This window comes from Streptomyces sp. NPDC090022 (assembly GCF_044748145.1).
GTDB lineage: Bacteria > Actinomycetota > Actinomycetes > Streptomycetales > Streptomycetaceae > Streptomyces.
The window spans coordinates 249,495-267,273 of sequence record NZ_JBIVFN010000003.1; the positions used below are offsets into that span (position 1 = coordinate 249,495).

At 74.4% G+C, this 17,779-nt stretch carries 15 protein-coding genes; 9 read left to right on the plus strand and 6 right to left on the minus strand.

Annotation, left to right across the window (positions count from 1 at the left end; all coding sequences use genetic code 11):
* The first annotated feature begins 35 nt into the window (after positions 1–35).
* The 5 genes from ACIPXB_RS09000 (at position 36) to ACIPXB_RS09020 (ending at position 6,319) form a co-directional block, all read left to right on the plus strand.
* Positions 36–1,004 carry a glycosyltransferase family 2 protein gene (locus ACIPXB_RS09000; RefSeq protein ID WP_401447154.1) on the plus strand — a complete coding sequence of 323 codons (969 nt, stop codon included), beginning with the start codon at positions 36–38 and terminating at the stop codon, positions 1,002–1,004.
* On the plus strand, positions 1,004–1,630 hold the full coding sequence (locus tag ACIPXB_RS09005) for a histidine phosphatase family protein (protein ID WP_401446490.1): 627 nt from the start codon (positions 1,004–1,006) through the stop codon (positions 1,628–1,630). Before ACIPXB_RS09000 ends, ACIPXB_RS09005 begins: the two co-directional genes overlap by 1 nt.
* Positions 1,631–1,736: 106 nt before the next feature.
* Positions 1,737–2,666, plus strand: coding sequence for an oxygenase MpaB family protein (locus ACIPXB_RS09010; RefSeq protein ID WP_401446493.1), 930 nt, complete (start codon positions 1,737–1,739; stop codon positions 2,664–2,666).
* A complete protein-coding gene (locus ACIPXB_RS09015) occupies positions 2,648–4,726 on the plus strand; it encodes a tetratricopeptide repeat protein (protein ID WP_401446496.1) in 2,079 nt (692 codons plus the stop codon). Before ACIPXB_RS09010 ends, ACIPXB_RS09015 begins: the two co-directional genes overlap by 19 nt.
* 9 nt (positions 4,727–4,735) lie before the next feature.
* Entirely contained in the window at positions 4,736–6,319 is a 1,584-nt protein-coding gene (locus tag ACIPXB_RS09020) for a phytoene desaturase family protein (RefSeq protein WP_401446499.1), read from the plus strand.
* 93 nt (positions 6,320–6,412) lie between these two features.
* Here the strand turns inward: ACIPXB_RS09020 and ACIPXB_RS09025 are convergent, their stop codons facing one another.
* Positions 6,413–8,293 (minus strand): serine hydrolase, encoded by a 1,881-nt coding sequence (locus ACIPXB_RS09025; RefSeq protein WP_401446502.1) that lies wholly within the window; start codon positions 8,291–8,293, stop codon positions 6,413–6,415.
* Positions 8,294–8,440: 147 nt separating this feature from the next.
* Between ACIPXB_RS09025 and ACIPXB_RS09030 the strand changes: the two genes are divergently transcribed.
* The 4 genes from ACIPXB_RS09030 (at position 8,441) to ACIPXB_RS09045 (ending at position 13,081) form a co-directional block, all read left to right on the plus strand.
* Complete coding sequence (locus ACIPXB_RS09030; RefSeq protein ID WP_401446505.1) at positions 8,441–9,547, plus strand: NAD(P)H-dependent flavin oxidoreductase; 1,107 nt, start codon at positions 8,441–8,443, stop codon at positions 9,545–9,547.
* 11 nt (positions 9,548–9,558) lie between these two features.
* Positions 9,559–11,181, plus strand: coding sequence for an acyl-CoA synthetase (locus tag ACIPXB_RS09035; protein WP_401446508.1), 1,623 nt, complete (start codon positions 9,559–9,561; stop codon positions 11,179–11,181).
* Positions 11,182–11,377: 196 nt separating this feature from the next.
* Positions 11,378–12,631, plus strand: coding sequence for a calcium:proton antiporter (locus ACIPXB_RS09040; RefSeq protein ID WP_401446511.1), 1,254 nt, complete (start codon positions 11,378–11,380; stop codon positions 12,629–12,631).
* Positions 12,632–12,751: 120 nt separating this feature from the next.
* Positions 12,752–13,081, plus strand: a complete 330-nt coding sequence (locus tag ACIPXB_RS09045) for a hypothetical protein (RefSeq protein WP_401446514.1) — start codon at positions 12,752–12,754, stop codon at positions 13,079–13,081.
* 230 nt (positions 13,082–13,311) lie between these two features.
* On the opposite strand, the gene ACIPXB_RS09050 is transcribed toward ACIPXB_RS09045, so the two are convergent.
* The 5 genes from ACIPXB_RS09050 to ACIPXB_RS09070 form a co-directional block, all read right to left on the minus strand.
* Positions 13,312–14,172 carry a YhjD/YihY/BrkB family envelope integrity protein gene (locus ACIPXB_RS09050; protein ID WP_401446517.1) on the minus strand — a complete coding sequence of 287 codons (861 nt, stop codon included), beginning with the start codon at positions 14,170–14,172 and terminating at the stop codon, positions 13,312–13,314.
* 91 nt (positions 14,173–14,263) lie between these two features.
* The gene (paaK, locus tag ACIPXB_RS09055; RefSeq protein ID WP_401446520.1) at positions 14,264–15,547 is read right to left on the minus strand and encodes a phenylacetate--CoA ligase PaaK; all 1,284 of its coding nucleotides are present in this window, start codon (positions 15,545–15,547) and stop codon (positions 14,264–14,266) included.
* A 140-nt stretch (positions 15,548–15,687) separates the two neighbouring features.
* Entirely contained in the window at positions 15,688–16,605 is a 918-nt protein-coding gene (locus tag ACIPXB_RS09060) for an alpha/beta fold hydrolase (protein WP_401446523.1), read from the minus strand.
* 7 nt (positions 16,606–16,612) lie between these two features.
* Positions 16,613–17,497 (minus strand): MFS transporter, encoded by an 885-nt coding sequence (locus ACIPXB_RS09065; RefSeq protein WP_401446526.1) that lies wholly within the window; start codon positions 17,495–17,497, stop codon positions 16,613–16,615.
* Positions 17,467–17,619, minus strand: coding sequence for a hypothetical protein (locus tag ACIPXB_RS09070; RefSeq protein WP_401446529.1), 153 nt, complete (start codon positions 17,617–17,619; stop codon positions 17,467–17,469). Before ACIPXB_RS09070 ends, ACIPXB_RS09065 begins: the two co-directional genes overlap by 31 nt.
* Positions 17,620–17,779: the final 160 nt, after the last annotated feature.

A 17,779-nucleotide genomic window follows, 5' to 3' on the forward strand; every position in this document is an offset into this window, starting at 1 on the left:
CTGCCGACATGCCGCCGCCCCGTGGCTCCCGCATGATGACTGCTGTGCACGACGACCCACACCGGGGACCGGTCACGTTCTCGATCGTCGTCCCCATGTTCAACGAGGAGGAGGCCCTGACCGCGCTGACGGCGCGGCTCCGGCCGACCCTGGACGGGTGCGGCGAACCGTACGAGGTCGTGGCCGTCGACGACGGCTCGACCGACGCGACCGCCCGGCTGCTGGCGGACCTGCGCGCGCTCTGGCCCCAGCTGCGCGTCGTGACCCTGCGGCGCAACAGCGGCCACCAGGCGGCCCTCACCGCCGGGCTGCACCGGGCCCGCGGCTCCTACGTGGTCAGCATCGACGCCGACCTCCAGGACCCGCCGGAAGTCATCCCCGAGATGCTGGCGCTCGCCCGGGCGGACGGCCTGGACATCGTGTACGGCGTCCGCGCCGACCGCTCCACCGACAGCGTCTTCAAGCGCCGGACCGCCGCCGCCTACTACTGGCTCATGCGCCGGCTGGTCGGGGCCCACGTCCCCGCCCAGGTCGGCGACTTCCGGCTGCTCTCCCGCGCCGTCGTGGAGACCCTCAAGACCCTCCCCGACCAGCGGCAGGTCTACCGGCTGCTCATCCCCTGGCTGGGCTTCCCCAGCGGCCAGATCACCTACCGGCGCGAGGAACGGGTGGCCGGCGCCACCAAGTACCCCGTACGCAAGATGGTCCTGCTGGCCCTGGACAGCGTCACCGCCTTCTCGGCCGCCCCCCTGCGCCTGGCGACGGCGATCGGCGCCCTCGCCCTCGTCGTCTGCTTCGCGTTCCTCGTCTGGACCGTCACCGTGTACACCATGGGCCGGACCCTGCCCGGCTGGACCTCCTTGATCATCACGGTACTGTTCTTCGGCGCCGTGCAGCTGTTCTGCCTGGGCATGCTCGGCGAGTACATGGCCCGTATCTACACGGCCGTCCAGGCCCGGCCGACCTATACGGTCGCCCACGACACAGACGAGGAAACGAGCTGATGGTGGTCCCGTCCCCGCCCGCCGCCGGACCGCGCGTGCTGCTGGTCCGCCACGGGGAGACCGACTGGTCCCGCTCCGGCCGCCACACCGGCCGCACCGACCGGCCGCTGCTCGACAGCGGCCGCGACAGCGCCGTCCTGCTCGGCGAGCGGCTGCGCCGCGCCCCCTGGAACGGCCTGCCCGGCGCCCGGGTCCGCACCAGCCCGCTGGTGCGCGCCGCCGAGACCTGCCGGCTCGCCGGGTTCGCGGACGAGGCCGCCGACTGGGGCGAGCTCATGGAGTTCGACTACGGCGCGTACGAGGGCCTGACCACCCCGCAGATCCTGGCAGACCGGCCCGACTGGGACCTGTGGCGCGACGGCGTACCCGGCGGCGAGAGCCTCGCCGACGTATCCGCCCGCGCCGACCGGGTGGTGGCCTGGGCCCGCGCCGGCGACGAGGACGCGCTGCTCTTCGCCCACGCCCACCTCCTGCGGGCGCTCGCCGCCCGCTGGCTGGGCGCCGACATCTCCTTCGCCGCCCAGCTCGACCTCGCCCCCACCGCCCTCTGCGTCCTGGGCTGGTCCCACGGCCACCCCGCCCTCCAGCGCTGGAACGACCTCGGCCACCTGGAGACCCCCGCCTGAAACCCGGCCCGCCCGGGTATGCCCAGCACGACGCACAGGGCGCCCGGGCGGTCCGGGCGGTCCGGGCGGGCCGGGACCGGCACTGCACAGCAGGGGAGTGACGCGGATGGACACGACGCCGGACCCCGGCCTCTACGGACCGCGGTCCGTGACCTGGCACTGCCACGGCGACCCGATGATGTGGATCGCCGGCGTCCGCGCGCTCTACCTCCAGGCCCTGCACCCCCGCGCGGTCCGCGGCGTCATGGAGAACTCCGACTTCCGCAGCGACGCGTGGGGCAGGCTGCTGCGCACCGCCGACTTCGTCGGCACCATCACCTACGGCACCACCGAGGCGGCCGAACGCGCCGGCGCCCGGGTCCGCAGGATCCACCGGGCCCTGACCGCCACCGACCCCGCCACCGGCGAGCGCTTCCCCGTCGACGACCCCGAGCTGCTGCTGTGGGTGCACTGCGCGCAGATCGACTCCTTCCTGCACATCCTGCGCCGCTCCGGAGTCCCCCTCACCCCCGCCCAGGCCGACGCCTACGTCGATGAGAACCGCGAGAACGCCCGCCTCGTCGGCCTCGACCCGGCCACCGTCCCCGCCGACACCGCCCAGCTCGCCGCGTACTTCGAGAAGATCCGCCCCGAGCTCGCCGCCGGCCCCGACGCCCACGCCGTCGACGATTTCCTGCGCAGTCCGCCCACCCCGCGCCTGCTCGTCCCTGGCCGAAACCTGCTGTGGCGGCCACTCGCGGACCTCGCCTACGGATCGCTGCCCGCGTACGCCCACCAGCTGTACGGACGCCCCGCACCCGCCCCGCGCGCCGTCACCCGCCGCCTGCGCCTCACCGGACGCCTGCTGCGCACCGTTCCCGCACGTCTGCGCTGGCAGCTCCCGCCAGGTCACATCTTGAAAGCGATGCGTCGTATGGGCTCCGCAAGCCGCCCGTCGGCGTACACACTGCGCAGATCGGCGGCCATACTGGACGGGCCGGGGAGGGCACAGCACGACAACGGGGGCGGCACCACGAGATGGCGGAGAGCAGACTGATCCATGGCCGGTACCGGTCGCTCGACCTGATCGGTCGCGGCGGCATGGGCGAGGTGTGGCGGGCCCGTGACGAGTCGCTCGGCCGTCAGGTCGCCGTCAAGTGCCTCAAGCCGCTGGGGCCGGAACAGGACGCGCACTTCACCCAGGTGCTGCGCGAGCGCTTCCGCCGCGAGGCGCGCGTCGCCGCCTCCCTCCAGCACCGCGGGGTCACCGTCGTCCACGACTTCGGCGACGACAGCGCCGCCGGCGGCCCGCTCTACCTGGTCATGGAGTTCCTGGAGGGGCGCAATCTCAGCCAGCTGCTGGAGGAGAACAACGCCCGGCCGCTGCCCGTGGACGACGTCGTCGACATCGCCGAACAGGTCGCCGCCGCCCTCGCCTACACCCACCTGCAGGGCGTGGTCCACCGCGACCTCAAGCCCGCCAACATCATGCGCGTCGTCGACGGCACGGTGAAGATCTGCGACTTCGGCATCGCCCGCCTCGCCCACGACATCGGCTTCACCTCCAAGCTCACCGGCGGCGGCATGGCCATGGGCACCCCGCACTACATGTCGCCCGAACAGATCGCGGGCGGCGAGGTCGACCACAGCAGCGACCTGTACTCCCTGGGCTGCGTCCTGTACGAACTGGCCACCGGCACCCCGCCCTTCGACGGCGACTCCTGGTCGGTGCTCGTCGGCCACCGTGACACCGCGCCCGTCCCGCTGCGCGCGCACCGCCCTGAGCTGCCCGCCTTCTTCGAGCAGATCGTCCTCGACCTGCTCGCCAAGCGGCCCGAGGACCGGCCCCGCGACGCCCGTACGCTGCACCAGCGCCTCGTCGGTGCCCGGCGCGGCTCGTACGCGGCGCCGACCGGGACCCTGCCCGCGCTGCCCGCGTGGGCCCTGGGCATGACCGCCGGGCGCCCGGCGGGCCCGGCCGCCCGCCCGGCGAGCGGCGCGTGGACGGTGCTCACCGGCTCCTGGACCGCCGTACGCGGCCACCCGGCCGCCGCGCCCGCCGCCGCGCCGGCCGTCCCGGACCCGCGCACCCTGGCGTACGGCGTGGTGCTCCCGCCGGACCGCCCGGCCCCGGCCTCGGACTCGGACCCGGACTCGGACCCGGACTCGGGCCAGGACCTGAAGGCCGACGCCACCCTCGCCTTCACCCTCACCCGCACCGGCCGGCTCCCGGACGCGCTCACCGCGCACACCCAGGTCGCCGAGGGCCGCGCCCGCGTCCTGGGCCCCGACCACCCCGACACCCTCGCCGCGCGCCAGGAGGCGGCGTACGTCCTGGACCGGCTCGGCCGCCACCAGGAGGCGCACGAGGCCTACCGGGCCGTCCTGGCAGTACGCGAGCGGGTCATGGGCGCCGACCACCCCGACACCCTGCGCTGCCGCCACAACATGGCCTGCAACCTCAGCCGTCAGGGCCGGGTCCGCGACGCCCACCGGATCGCCGCCGAGGTCCACTCCGCCCGCGCCGCGCTCCTGGGCGCCGAGCACCCCGACACCCTCCTCACCCGGTACGAGGTCGCCTACACCCTGGGCCAGCTCGGGCGCTGGCAGGAGGCGCTCGTCGGCTACCGGGACATCGCCGCCGCCCGCGAGCGCGCCCTGGGCCGCGACCACCCCGACACCCTCGCCGCCCGCTACGAGGTGGGGATCGCGCTGGGCCGGCTCGGGCGCAGCGCGCAGGCGTACGACCTGTTCCGCTCGCTCGTGCGCGACCGTACCCGCGCGTACGGCGCCTCCGACCCCGAGACCCTGCGCGCCCGGCACGTCCTCGGCGTCAACCTCGGCCGTATGGAGCGCTGGGAGGAGGCGGTGGCCGAGGCCCGCCAGGTCGGCGCGCTGCGCGCGAAGGTGCTCGGCGCCGAACACCCCGACACCCTCGTCAGCCGGCGCGAGCTGGCCGTGGGGCTCGGCCGGCTGGAGCGCTGGCACGAGGCGCTGCCGCTGTACCGGGAGATCGCCGGGGTGCGGGAGCGGACCCTGGGCGACGAGCACCCCGACACGGTCGCCGCGCATGCCGACGAGGCCCACTGCCTGGAGCGCCTCGGCCAGGTGTGCTAGGCAGGAGCCATGACCGACACCGGTGGGTTCCAGCAGGACGTGTACGACGCGGTGATCGTGGGAGGGGGTCACAACGGCCTGGTGGCCGCGGCCTATCTGGCGAGAGCCGGGCGGTCGGTCCTGGTGCTCGAACGCCTCGGGCACACCGGCGGCGCCGCCATCTCCACCCGGCCCTTCCCCGGAGTCGACGCCCGGCTCTCGCGCTACTCCTACCTGGTCTCCCTGCTGCCGGCGAAGATCGTGCGGGACCTGGGGCTCGGATTCGCCGTCCGCAAGCGCACCGTCTCCTCCTACACCCCCGCCGAGCGGTCCGGCCGCCCGACCGGGCTGCTGGTGGGCGGCGGCGAGGCGCGCACCCGGGAGTCGTTCGCGCGCCTGACGGGTTCGGAGCGGGAGTACGAGCGCTGGCGCGCCTTCTACGGGACGACGGGCCGGGTGGCGCAGCGGGTCTTCCCGACCCTCACCGAGCCGCTGCCGACGCGGGCGGAGCTGCGGGCGCGGATCGACGACGAGGCCGCCTGGCGGATGCTGTTCGAGGAGCCGCTGGGCGTGGCGGTGGAGCGGTCCTTCGAGGACGACCTGGTGCGGGGGGTGGTCCTGACGGACGGCCTGATCGGCACGTTCGCCGACGCCCACGATCCCTCGCTGGTGCAGAACCGCTGCTTCCTTTACCACGTCATCGGCGGCGGCACGGGCGACTGGGACGTGCCGGTCGGCGGCATGGGCGCCCTGACCGACGCGCTGGCGGCCGCCGCGCGCGGGGCCGGGGCCGAGATCTTCACCGGGCACGAGGCGATCGGCATCGACACCGACGCCACCGGCGGCACCGGCGCCCCCGCCGAGGTGACCTTCCGTACGGCGACGGGGGAGGGGCGGGTGGCCGCCCGCAAGGTCCTGGTCAACGCCTCGCCGCGGACGCTGGCCGCGCTGCTGGGCGAGTCCGCGCCGCAACCGCCCGCCGAGGGAGCCCAACTGAAGGTGAACATGCTGCTGCGGCGGCTGCCGAAGCTGCGCGACCCCTCGGTGGACCCCCGCGAGGCCTTCGCCGGGACCTTCCACATCGCCGAGGGGTACGCCGAACTCGCGCGCGCGTACGCCCAGGCGGCCGAGGGTGAGCTGCCCGCCGTCCCGCCCTCGGAGATCTACTGCCATTCGCTGACCGATCCCGGCATCCTGGGACCGGAACTGGCCGCGCAGGGCTACCACACGCTGACGCTCTTCGGCCTGCACACCCCGGCCCGGCTGTTCGAGAAGGCCAACGAGGAGACCCGCGAGGTCCTGCTGACCGCCACCCTCGCCCAGCTCGACGCCCATCTGGCCGAGCCGCTCACCGACTGCCTGGCCATGGACGGCGACGGCCGGCCGTGCATCGAGGCCAAGACCCCGCTGGACCTGGAGCGCGACCTGCGGCTGCCCGGCGGCCACATCTTCCACGGGGACCTGTCCTGGCCGTACGCGGGCGAGGGCGGCGGGCGGTGGGGCGTGGAGACCGCGCACCCCGACGTCCTGCTGTGCGGGGCGGGTGCGGTGCGCGGCGGCGGCGTCAGCGGGGTGCCCGGGCACAACGCGGCGATGGCGGCCCTGGGGCGGTGACCGGCCGCGCCCCCGGGGCCCTGAGGGGCCGCCGGGGGCCGCGGGGCGCGGGGTCAGTCGCAGGAGCGCCGCCGGGGGCCGCGGGGCGCGGGGTCAGTCGCAGGAGCGGGTCCAGCCGGTGGCCGTGATGCGGCCGGCGTCGGCGGGGCGGTCCTCGGAGAAGAGCAGGCAGCCCGGTTCCGAGACGCGGATGACGTCCACGTAGACGCCCCGGCCGACGTACCGGCCGGTGGCCGTATGCCGCAGGCGCAGGTGCACGGAGGCGCCCGGGCGGGCGGGGAGCGGGGCCTCCAGCCGGTGCCAGATCCGGCCCGACCAGCCGCCGGCCGTGCCGTCGGGCCAGGACTCGGGGCTGCCGCCCGACGAGCGCACGGTGGTGAAGGGCAGCGGCTGCCAGGAGGTGCCGTCCGGGGAGGACTCCAGATGGAACGCGCCCTCGCCGGGGACGGTGTCCCACCACACCGCGCAGCGCAGCCTCGCCTGCGCGGTGGCGGGGGTGAGCGGCGGCAGCGCCAGAGTGCCGGAGGCGCCCGGGGCGATGCCCGAGAACCAGGCCGGGCCGCCGTGCCGGGTGCGCACCGGGACGGCGCGGGCGAAGGCGTTGCCGACGGCCACGCGGGGTGCGCTGCCGGCCCGCCAGGTGCGTACGGGGTGCACGGAGTTGCCGAGCAGGACGAGGAAGGAGTCGGTGGAGGGGTCCAGGACGAGCGAGGTGCCGGTGAAGCCGGTGTGCCCGGCGGAGTGCGGGGTGGCCATCGCGCCCATGTACCAGTGCTGGTAGAGCTCGAAGCCCAGGCCGTGGTCGTCGCCGGGGAAGGCCGTGTTGAAGTCGGTGAAGAGCAGCTCGACGGAGGCCGGGCGCAGGATCCGGCGGCCGGCGTAGGCGCCGCCGTCGAGCAGGGTCCGGGCCAGGACGGCGAGGTCCCAGGCGGTGCCGAAGACACCGGCGTGGCCGGCGACCCCGCCGAGGGAGTACGCGTTCTCGTCGTGGACCTCGCCCCACACCAGGCCGCGGTCCAGGCCCGACCACGGGGGGCGCTGCACCTCGGTGGCGGCCGTCACCCGGCGCCAGGAGAGCGGTGGGTTGTAGCGCGTGCGGTGCATCCCGAGCGGAGCGGTGATCTCGTCGTGGAGCAGCACATCCAACGTGCGAGCGGTGATCCGTTCCAAGAGCAGCTGGAGAGCGATCAGGTTCAGATCGGAGTACCGGTAGACCGTGCCGGGGGTGTCCTGCGCCTGCACCGACCACAGCAGGCGCAACTGTCCCTCCCGTGACGGCTGCTGGTAGAACGCCGCCCACGACCGCAGCCCCGAGGTGTGCGTCAGCAGCTGCCGTACCGTGATCAGTTCCTTGCCGCCGCCGGTGAACTCGGGCAGGTAGCGCCGTACCGGCGCCTCCAGTTCCAGCCGCCCCCGCTCCATCTGCTGCACCGCCAGCACCGACGTGAACAGCTTCGTCAGCGAGGCCAGGTCGAAGACCGTGTCCTCGGCCATCGCGATCCGCTCCGCCGCGGGGAACTCCCGTGCCCGGTCCGTCCGCCCGTCGTAGTCCGCGTACCGTACGGCGTCGCCCATCGCCCGGTGCAGCGCGACCGTCCGCCCGCGCCCGGCGAGCACCACGGCCCCCGCGTAGTAGGGGTACTGGGGCGAGGGCCCCAGGAACCGCCGGGCCTCGTCGGCGGTGGCCTCCAGCTGCCGCTCCAGCAGCCCGGCCTGCCGCGCCGACCCGTACCGCAGCCGCAGCCCCTGCAACGCCCGCCGCTCGGCCGCGCCGCCCGCCGCGCCGGTCCCGTTCCCGATCCCGCGCCGGGCCGCGCCGCCCCCGCCGCTCCCGCCGCCGAACCCACGGCCCGCCGCCCCCGCGGCGCCGGGCAGTGCCGCGTGCAGCACGAGCACCCCGCCCAGCGCGAGCAGCCGCGCGCCCAGCCTCCTGCGCGTCAGGCCCGTGCCCCGTACCCCCGTGACCTCTCCCATGTCCGGCCCTCCTGTCCGCCGCCCAGCACGCTACCCACTATGTGCCCGCCCGCCCCGCACTCCCCGCCCGGCGGACCCCGCAAAGAATCTGACACAGCATCAGAAAATCTCTTCCTCTCGTCGCCGGGCTGCGGCACCATGCCGCCCATGGAGACGGAGCTGAGCAAGAAACTGGGAGTCGAGCACGCCATCTTCGGCTTCACGCCCTTCCCGGCGGTCGCCGCCGCCATCACCCGGGCGGGTGGCTTCGGAGTCCTCGGCGCGGTCCGCTACACCGCCCCCGACGACCTCGCCCGCGACCTGGACTGGATGCAGGAGCACACCGACGGCAAGCCCTACGGGCTCGACGTCGTCATGCCCGCCAAGAAGGCCGTCGACGGCGTCACCGAGGCCGAGATCGAGGCGATGATCCCCGCCGGGCACCGGGCGTTCGTCCGCGACACCCTCGCCAAGCACGCCGTCCCGGAACTCGCCGAGGGCGAGAGTTCCGGCTGGCGCATCACCGGCTGGATGGAACAGGTCGCCCGGAGCCAGCTCGACGTCGCCTTCGACTACCCCATCAAACTCCTGGCCAACGCCCTCGGTTCGCCGCCCGCCGACGTCATCGACCGCGCCCACGACCACGGCGTCCTCGTCGCCGCCCTCGCCGGCAGCGCCACACACGCCCGCCGCCACGCCGACGCCGGCATCGACATCGTCGTCGCCCAGGGCTACGAGGCCGGCGGCCACACCGGCGACATCGCCACCATGGTCCTGGTCCCCGAGATCGCCGAGGCCGTCGCCCCGCTCCCGGTCCTGGCCGCCGGCGGCATCGGCAGCGGCGAGCAGATCGCCGCCGGCCTCGCCCTCGGTGCCCAGGGCGTCTGGCTCGGCTCCCTGTGGCTCACCACCACCGAGGCCGACCTGCACTCGCGCGCCCTCACCGACAAGCTGCTCGCCGCCGGTTCCGGGGACACCGTCCGCTCCCGCGCCCTCACCGGCAAGCCCGCCCGCCAGCTGCGCACCGAGTGGACCGACGCCTGGGACGACCCGGACGGCCCCGGCGCCCTGCCCATGCCGCTCCAGGGCCTGCTCGTCGCCGAGGCCGTCTCCCGGATCCAGAAGTACGAGGTACTGCCGCTGCTGGGCACCCCCGTGGGCCAGATCGTCGGCCGGATGAACAGCGAACGCAGCGTCCAGGCCGTCTTCGACGAGCTGACCGCCGGGTTCGAGAAGGCCATCGACCGCATCAACCGCATCGCCGGACGAAGCTGAGGAGCGAGCCCGTGCCCGAGTCCGACCAGTCCAGCCGGCCCGACCAGTCCAGCCGGCCCGGCCGGCGGCCCTCCGGGTCCGCCCGCCCGCCGTCCCCGGGCGGCTTCTGGGCCCAGGCCACCGGGGCCCCCGACCGGATCGTGCTCACCGCTCCGGACGGAGAGCAGTGGTCCGCCGGGCGCCTCCACGCCGCCGTCAACCAGCTCGTCCACGGCCTGCGCGCGGCCGGCCTGGAGCGCGGCGACGCCTTCGCCGTCGTCCTGCCCAACGGCGTCGAGTTCTTCACCGCCTACCTCGCCGCCTCCCAGGCCGGCTTCTACCTCGTGCCCGTCAACCACCACCTCGTGGGCCCGGAGATCGCCTGGATCGTCTCCGACTCCGGCGCCAAGGTCCTCATCGCGCACGAGCGCTACGCCGAGGCCGCCACCGCCGCGGCCGACGAGGCGGCGCTGCCCGCCGGCGCCCGGTACGCCGTCGGAGCCGTCGCCGGCTTCCGCCCGTACGCCGAACTCCTCGCCGGACAGCCCACGGCCGCCCCCGGCGACCGGACCCTGGGCTGGGTCATGAACTACACGTCCGGTACCACCGGCCGGCCCCGCGGCATCCGCCGCCCGCTGCCCGGCAAGCTGCCCGAGGAGACGCATCTGGGCGGATTCCTCGGGATCTTCGGGATCCGCCCCTTCGACGACAACGTCCACCTGGTCTGCTCACCGCTGTACCACACGGCCGTGCTGCAGTTCGCGGGCGCCTCGCTGCACATCGGCCACCCGCTGGTGCTGATGGACAAGTGGACGCCCGAGGAGATGCTCCGGCTGATCGACACCCACCGGTGCACGCACACGCACATGGTGCCCACCCAGTTCCACCGCCTGCTCGCCCTCCCGGAGGCCACCCGCCGGGCCTACGACGTCTCCTCCATGCGGCACGCCATCCACGGCGCCGCGCCCTGCCCCGACCACGTCAAACGGGCGATGATCGAGTGGTGGGGCCACTGCGTCGAGGAGTACTACGCGGCCAGCGAGGGCGGTGGCGCGTTCGCCACCGCCGAGGACTGGCTGAAGAAGCCCGGCACGGTGGGCAGGGCCTGGCCCATCAGCGAGCTGGCCGTCTACGACGACGACGGCAACCGGCTGCCCGCCGGCGAACTCGGCACCGTCTACATGAAGATGAACACCGGCGGCTTCAGCTACCACAAGGACGAGGGCAAGACGCGCAGGAACCGCATCGGGGACTTCTTCACGGTCGGCGACCTCGGACTCCTGGACGAGGAGGGCTACCTCTTCCTCCGTGACCGCAAGATCGACATGATCATCTCGGGCGGCGTCAACATCTATCCCGCCGAGATCGAGTCCGCGCTGCTGACCCACCCCGCCGTCGCCGACGCCGCCGTCTTCGGCATCCCGCACCCCGACTGGGGCGAGGAGGTCAAGGCGGTCGTCGAACCCGCCGAGGGCCGGGCGGCGGACGAGGAGCTGGCCGCCGCGCTCCTCGCCCACTGCGCACAGCGGCTGGCGGGCTACAAACGGCCCCGGACGGTCGACTTCATCGCGGCCATGCCGCGCGACCCCAACGGCAAGCTGTACAAGCGGCGGCTGCGCGAGCCGTACTGGGAGGGCCACGACCGGGCGATGTGAGCCGGGGGGGGGCGTACCGCGCGGCTTGTACGCCCCACGGCCGTACCCCCCCGCGCTCGTGTGATACGTCCGTGGGTGACACATTCCTGTGCGATACGCGCCGTTCGTCACGACATCGTGTGAGAAGTCCCACGTGAGGGCCCCGGCGGCGCGCCTTGCGCCGCACCGCCCGGGCTCTTCTGGCAGCCTCGCAGACATGAGTACGGCGACCCGCAGATCCCCGATGACCGACTGGACCCTCGTGGTCCCCGTGGTGGCGTTCTTCGCGCTGGTGCTGAGCTGGGGGCGGGACCTGCCGGGGTTCGCGGTGGCCCTGGTCGCCCTGTGCCTGGGCGGCGCCGTGCTGGCGGCCGTCCACCACGCCGAGGTCGTCGCCCACCGCGTCGGCGAACCGTTCGGCTCCCTCGTCCTCGCGGTGGCCGTCACCATCATCGAAGTCGCCCTCATCGTCACGCTGATGGCCGACGGCGGCGACAAGACCGCCTCCCTGGCCCGGGACACCGTCTTCGCCGCCGTCATGATCACCTGCAACGGCATCGTGGGCCTGTCCCTGCTCGTCGGCGCCCTGCGCAACCGGGTCGCCGTCTTCAACGCCGAGGGGTCCGGCGCGGCCCTGGCCACCGTGGCGACCCTCGCCACCCTCAGCCTCGTCCTGCCGACCTTCACCACCACCAAGCCCGGACCCGAGTTCTCCACCGACCAGCTGGCCTTCGCCGCCGTCGCCTCGCTCGCCCTGTACGGCCTGTTCATCGCCGTCCAGACGGTCCGTCACCGCGACTACTTCCTGCCCGTGGACACCCGGGGCCAGGACACCCGCCGTGCCACCCCGGCCGAAGGCGCGGGTGCCGGGAACGCGGGGACCGGGAGCGCGGGTGCCGGGAACGCCGGGAGCGCGGGGGCCGGTAAGGCCGGGACCGCCGGGACCGGTAAGGCCGGAGCCGGGGACATCGCGGCCGGGGACACCGAGGCCGAGGAGCACGCCGAGCCGCCCACCGCCCGCGCCGCGCTCCTCAGCCTCGGTCTGCTGCTGGTCGCCCTCGTCGCCGTCGTCGGCGACGCCAAGGCGGTCTCGCCCAGCATCGAGGCCGGTGTCGCCGGCGCCGGCCTGCCGCAGGCCGTCGTCGGCGTGATCATCGCGCTGCTCGTCCTGCTGCCCGAGACCCTCGCCGCCGTGCGCGCCGCCCGCCGCAACCGGGTCCAGACCAGCCTCAACCTCGCCTACGGTTCCGCCATCGCCAGCATCGGCCTGACCATCCCGGTGATCGCCCTGGCCACCATCTGGCTCTCCGGCCCGCTGGTGCTCGGGCTCGGCCCGATCCACATGGTGCTGCTCGCCCTCACCGTCGTGGTCGGCGCGCTCACCATCGTCCCGGGCCGCGCCACCCTCCTCCAGGGCGGCGTCCACCTGGTGATCCTCGCCGCCTACCTCTTCCTCGCGGTCAGCCCCTGACCCGGTCCGACCAGGGATTTCAAGCCTTCGGCAAGGTTTCGTCACAGTCGCGCCGACAGGCTGGGACCCGTTCGAATCCGGCACGTCCGTGCCGGACGACCGACGAAAGGGTTCACCGGCATGCCGAAGACCTCGAAGGCCCCGAAGACCCGGCTGGCGGCGGCCGCCGCCCTGGCGGCGCTCGCGGTGGTCGCACCGCTCACCCTCGCCGGCACCGCGCACGCGGCGGGCGGAACGGCGCCCGCGTGCGTCCAGCGCGACGTCAGTCGTGCCCCGGGCGGTGGCGGCGGCGGGGTCGTGTACCTGGAGAACAACTGCGGCAGGACGATGAAGGTCCAGGTCGTCTTCATGAGCGGCCGGACGTCCTCCTGCTACACGATGACCAACGGCCGGGCGCTCGTGGTGCCCTACAACAGCCCGCTGGTGTACGCCCGCACCGCCGTCTGCTGACGCCCGCGCGGCCCGTCCGACGCGTCACGGGGGCGCCGGACGGGCCACGGGGACCGCGGCGGATCAGCGGCGTTCGCGCGCCCAGACCACCTTCAGCGCGGGCGAGGACGGCGCCGGTGGCCAGGGCGCGGCGGAGGGCAGGGCGGGTGCGGAACTGCAACGTACCTCCCAAGTAGCCTGCGGTGACACGAGGTTGCTCGGGCAACTGATGCAGGCGGGTGGGAGATCTGTCAACATCCCGTTTGGTATCCGTTCGGCTTCCGGTCCGGCTCCGGTGGCAGTACGCCGTTCGCGCGCAGCCGGCGCAGGGTGAGGTGTTCGTGGATCAGGCGGCCCACCAGCGCGCCGCCGTACGTCACGAAGCCGACGCCGACCAGCCAGGACTGGACGACCAGGAGGGTGCCGAAGGGGCCGTAGGTGACGGCGTTCGTCGCGATCAGCGGGGAGAACACCAGCTGGGAGAAGATACGCAGGCCCAGCAGGCCGAGGCTGGTGGCCACCGCCCCCGGCAGCAGGGCGCGCCAGCGGACCCGGCCGCCGAGCAGCAGCCGCTGGGAGCCCCAGAAGAACACGCAGGTGCCGACGAGGTCGCCGCACGTGCCGAGGACGGAGCCGATGACGTCCCTGGACGAGGACGGGATGACGACCAGCAGCCCCAGGTAGCAGACCAGCAGCGCGAGCCACACGACGTGCCGCCACATCGTGTGCCACCGGGCGGTGGGCAGGTCCCACACCTTCTCGTAGCCGGTCTGCACGGCAGAGCCGAACGTCAGGCCGAAGACGGCCAGGGCGGCCAGACCGAAGGCGGTGGTGCGCTCCAGGGCCTGGTCGGCCGCCCCGAACAGCATCTCCACCCGGGTCCGGGAGGACGCCGACACCCCGAGCGCCTGCCCCAGCCAGCGGCCGAAGCCCTCGCCGCTGCCCGGTGCGGCGGCCGCGACGACGATCAGCAGCGGGACGAGGGTGAGGAAGCCGAGGGCCGCGAACCCCATCGCCCGGTGCATGAGCTCCATCTCCCGGCCGCGGCTCCAGGCCAGCCCGACGGGCGAGGCCTGGAGCCGGTCGTGCAGCGTCCGGAGCGTCGAGGTCACATGTGATCCCCTACCCGGGGAGCCCGCCGAATCTGCGATGAAATACGGCAAATCGGCCCGAAGGGGTGGTTCCGCGTGCGCGGACCCGGTGTCAGCCGCGCAGGTCGACGATGCGCCTGATCTTCCCGACCGAGCGCTCCAGGGTCTGCGGATCGACGATCTCCACGCCGACGGAGACCCCGATCCCCTCCTTCACCGCGCGGGCCACCGACTCCGCGGCCGCCGCCCGTTCGGCGGCCCCGGCCCGCGGGCGCGCCTCCGCCCGCACCGTCAGGGCGTCCATCCGGCCCTCCCGGGTCAGGAGCAGCTGGAAGTGCGGGGCGACCGCGGCCGTCCGCAGCAGGATCTCCTCGATCTGGGTCGGGTAGAGGTTCACCCCGCGCAGGATGATCATGTCGTCGCTGCGGCCGGTCACCTTCTCCATCCGCCGGAAGGCCGGCCGGGCCGTCCCGGGCAGCAGCCGGGTCAGATCGCGGGTGCGGTAGCGCACGACGGGCATCGCCTCCTTGGTGAGGGAGGTGAAGACCAGCTCGCCGAGCTCGCCGTCCGGCAGCACCTCGCCGGTGAACGGGTCGACCACCTCGGGGAGGAAGTGGTCCTCCCACACGTGCAGCCCGTCCTTGGTGGCGGCGAATTCCTGCGCCACGCCGGGGCCCATCACCTCCGACAGCCCGTAGATGTCCACTGCGTCGATGCCCAGGCGCTCCTCGATCTCCCGGCGCATCTCCTCGGTCCACGGCTCGGCGCCGAAGATGCCGGTACGCAGGGAGGTGCCGCGCGGGTCGATGCCCTGGCGCTCCATCTCGTCCAGGAGGGTGAGCATGTACGACGGGGTCACCATGATGACCTCGGGGCGGAAGTCCTGGATCAGCCGGACCTGGCGGTCCGTCATCCCGCCGGACGCGGGGACGACCGTACAGCCCAGCCGCTCGGCGCCGTAGTGGGCACCGAGGCCGCCGGTGAACAGGCCGTACCCGTACGCGACGTGCACGATCTGGCCCGGCCGGCCGCCGGCCGCGCGGATCGATCGGGCGACGACGCCGGCCCAGGTGGCCAGATCGCGGTCGGTGTAGCCGACGACCGTGGGCTGCCCGGTCGTACCGCTCGAGGCGTGGATCCGGCGGACCTCCTCGCGGGGCACGGCGAACATGCCGAAGGGGTAGTCGGCCCGCAGGTCGGCCTTGGTGGTGAAGGGGAAGCGGGCGAGATCGGCGAGGGAGCGGCAGTCGTCCGGGTGCACGCCCGCCTCGTCGAAGGCCCGCCGGTAGTGGGGGACACGGGTGTAGGCCCGGTGCAGGGTCTGCCGCAGCCGGGTGAGCTGCACCTCCCGCAGCTCCTCGCGCGTCAGCTGCTCACCGGTGTCTTGCGCCAGCACGTGCATCACCTCGTCCGGATGGCTCGCCCCTGGTTCCTGATGTCCCCGACCGATCATTCGGCAGCCTGCCGGAAGTCGTGGCGCAATTCAATGGCGGGGGCGGCTCCGGTGGCCCCGCACACGTCGGGGCCCGGGCGCCGTCACCGTGCCGGGAGGTCCGAGGGGCGGGCGGCCTCCACGCGGTGGACCAGCCCCGTGATCAGGGCGGCGAGTTCGGGCCACAGGGCGCGCGGGAGGTCGTGCCCCATGCCCGGGATCACCGCCAGCTCCGCCCCGGGGACCGCCGCCGCCGTCGCGCGGCCGCCGCTGACGTCGACCATCGGGTCGTCGGCGCCGTGGATCACCAAGGTCGGTACGCCGAGCGCGCGCAGCCCCGCCGTACGGTCGCCCGAGGCGAGGGAGGCCACCGCCTGCCGGGTCACCCCGCGGGGGTCGTACGCCCGGTCGTGCGAGCGCGCCGCGCGGTCGGCGACCTCAGCCTCCTCGAACGGGTGGCCCGGCGAGGCGAACGCCCGGGAGATCCGCACCACCTGGGCGATGGCCTCCTGACGGTTCATCGGCGGCGGCCCGGCGAACGCGCCGAGCGCCTGCGGCGTGGCCCGCCCCACCGCCGGATCCCCCGTGGAGGACATCACCGACGTCAGCGACCGCACCCGCCCCGGGTGCTCGATCGCCGCCGTCTGCGCGATGGCCCCGCCCAGCGAGGCGCCGACGAGGTGGGCGCTGTCCAGCCCGAGCGCGTCCATCAGGCCGACCGTGTCGGCGGCCATGTCCGACAGCGTGTACGACGCCGAGGAGGTGTCGCCCAGGAGCGCCGCCCGCAGGTCGGGCTCCGGGGCGTGGCGGAAGTGCGACGACAGCCCGCAGTCGCGGTTGTCGAACCGGACGGGCTGCACGCCGCGCGCGACGAGCTCGGCGCAGAACCCGTCGGGCCAGCCGTTCAGCTGCGCCCCGATCCCCATGACCAGCAGGACGGGCGGGGCCGCCGGATCACCGAGGCGCTCGTACGCCATCTCGATACCGGCCGGACCGACGTTCACTGCCTTCTCTTCCGCCACGGTCGTATCACTCCTCGCTCGCAGGGACGGACACCCTGCGCGCACCGTACGCCGCCACGCCCAGCGCGAGCAGGATCAGCGCCGTCGCGACGGCGAACGTCGTCCGCATGCCCGTGGCCACGGCCCCCGGGTCCGCCGCCGTCACGCCGGTGGCGGCCAGCCTCGCCACGGTCGTGCGGGAGGCCCCGAACCGGTCCGCGAGCCGCCCGGCCGGCATCCCGGTCAGGGCGGAGACCAGCGGACCGGCCGTCAGGACCAGCCCGACCAGCGCCTCCTGGAGACCCAGCGCCCGCGAGAGGCGGAAGGGGCCGACCACCAGCGTCGCCATCATCACCGTCGAGACGAGTGCGCTCATGACCAGGCCCGCCGCCAGGGCCGGCTCCCGGACCGTCGAAGGCCGCACCAGTGGCGCGGCCACCCGCCCCTCCACCCGTACGAACACGCCCGCCCCGAGCGCGGCAGCCGCCAGCAGGGCCACGTTCAGCGCCCCGAATCCGCCCCGCCCCAGGGTCATGGCCAGCGCGTACGCGGCGAGCGTCAGCGCGAGCAGCAGTGTGCCCGCGTGGTCGAAGCGGACCCGCCCGGCCCCCGGCAGCCGCCGGTCGGCGGGCAGGTGCCGCCGCAGGAGCAGGTACGCCAGCACGCCCGGCGGCGCCAGGACCAGGAACACCGCCCGCCAGTCGGAGACGGAGAGCCGCACGCCGCCGAGGGAGGGCCCCAGGGCGGTCCCGATCGCCGACGTGGTGCCGAGCAGCCCCATGGCGTGGCCGGTTCGTTCCTTCGGCACGGTGTCCGCGACGAACGCCATGGTGAGCGCCGGCATCACGGCCGCGCCGAGGCCCTGGGCCGCGCGGGCGACGATCAGCGCCCCAGCGCCGGTGCCAGGCCGCACAGCACCGGGGCCACCGAGAACAGGGCGATCCCGCCCAGCAGCAGCCGGCGGCGGCCGGTGAGGTCACCGAGCCGGCCGGCGCCGACGATCAGCGTGGTGACGGTGAGGAGATGGGCGAGCACGACCCACTGGACCGCCTGGAAGGAGGCGTCGGACCGCTCCGCCAGGGTGGGCAGACCGACTGGCGATGCTGGTGCCGAGCGAGGGGAGCAGCACGGACAGCGACAGACCGGCCGGCGCCCACCGCACGGAGCGGGCCGGCCGCGCGGCCCCGGGACCCGG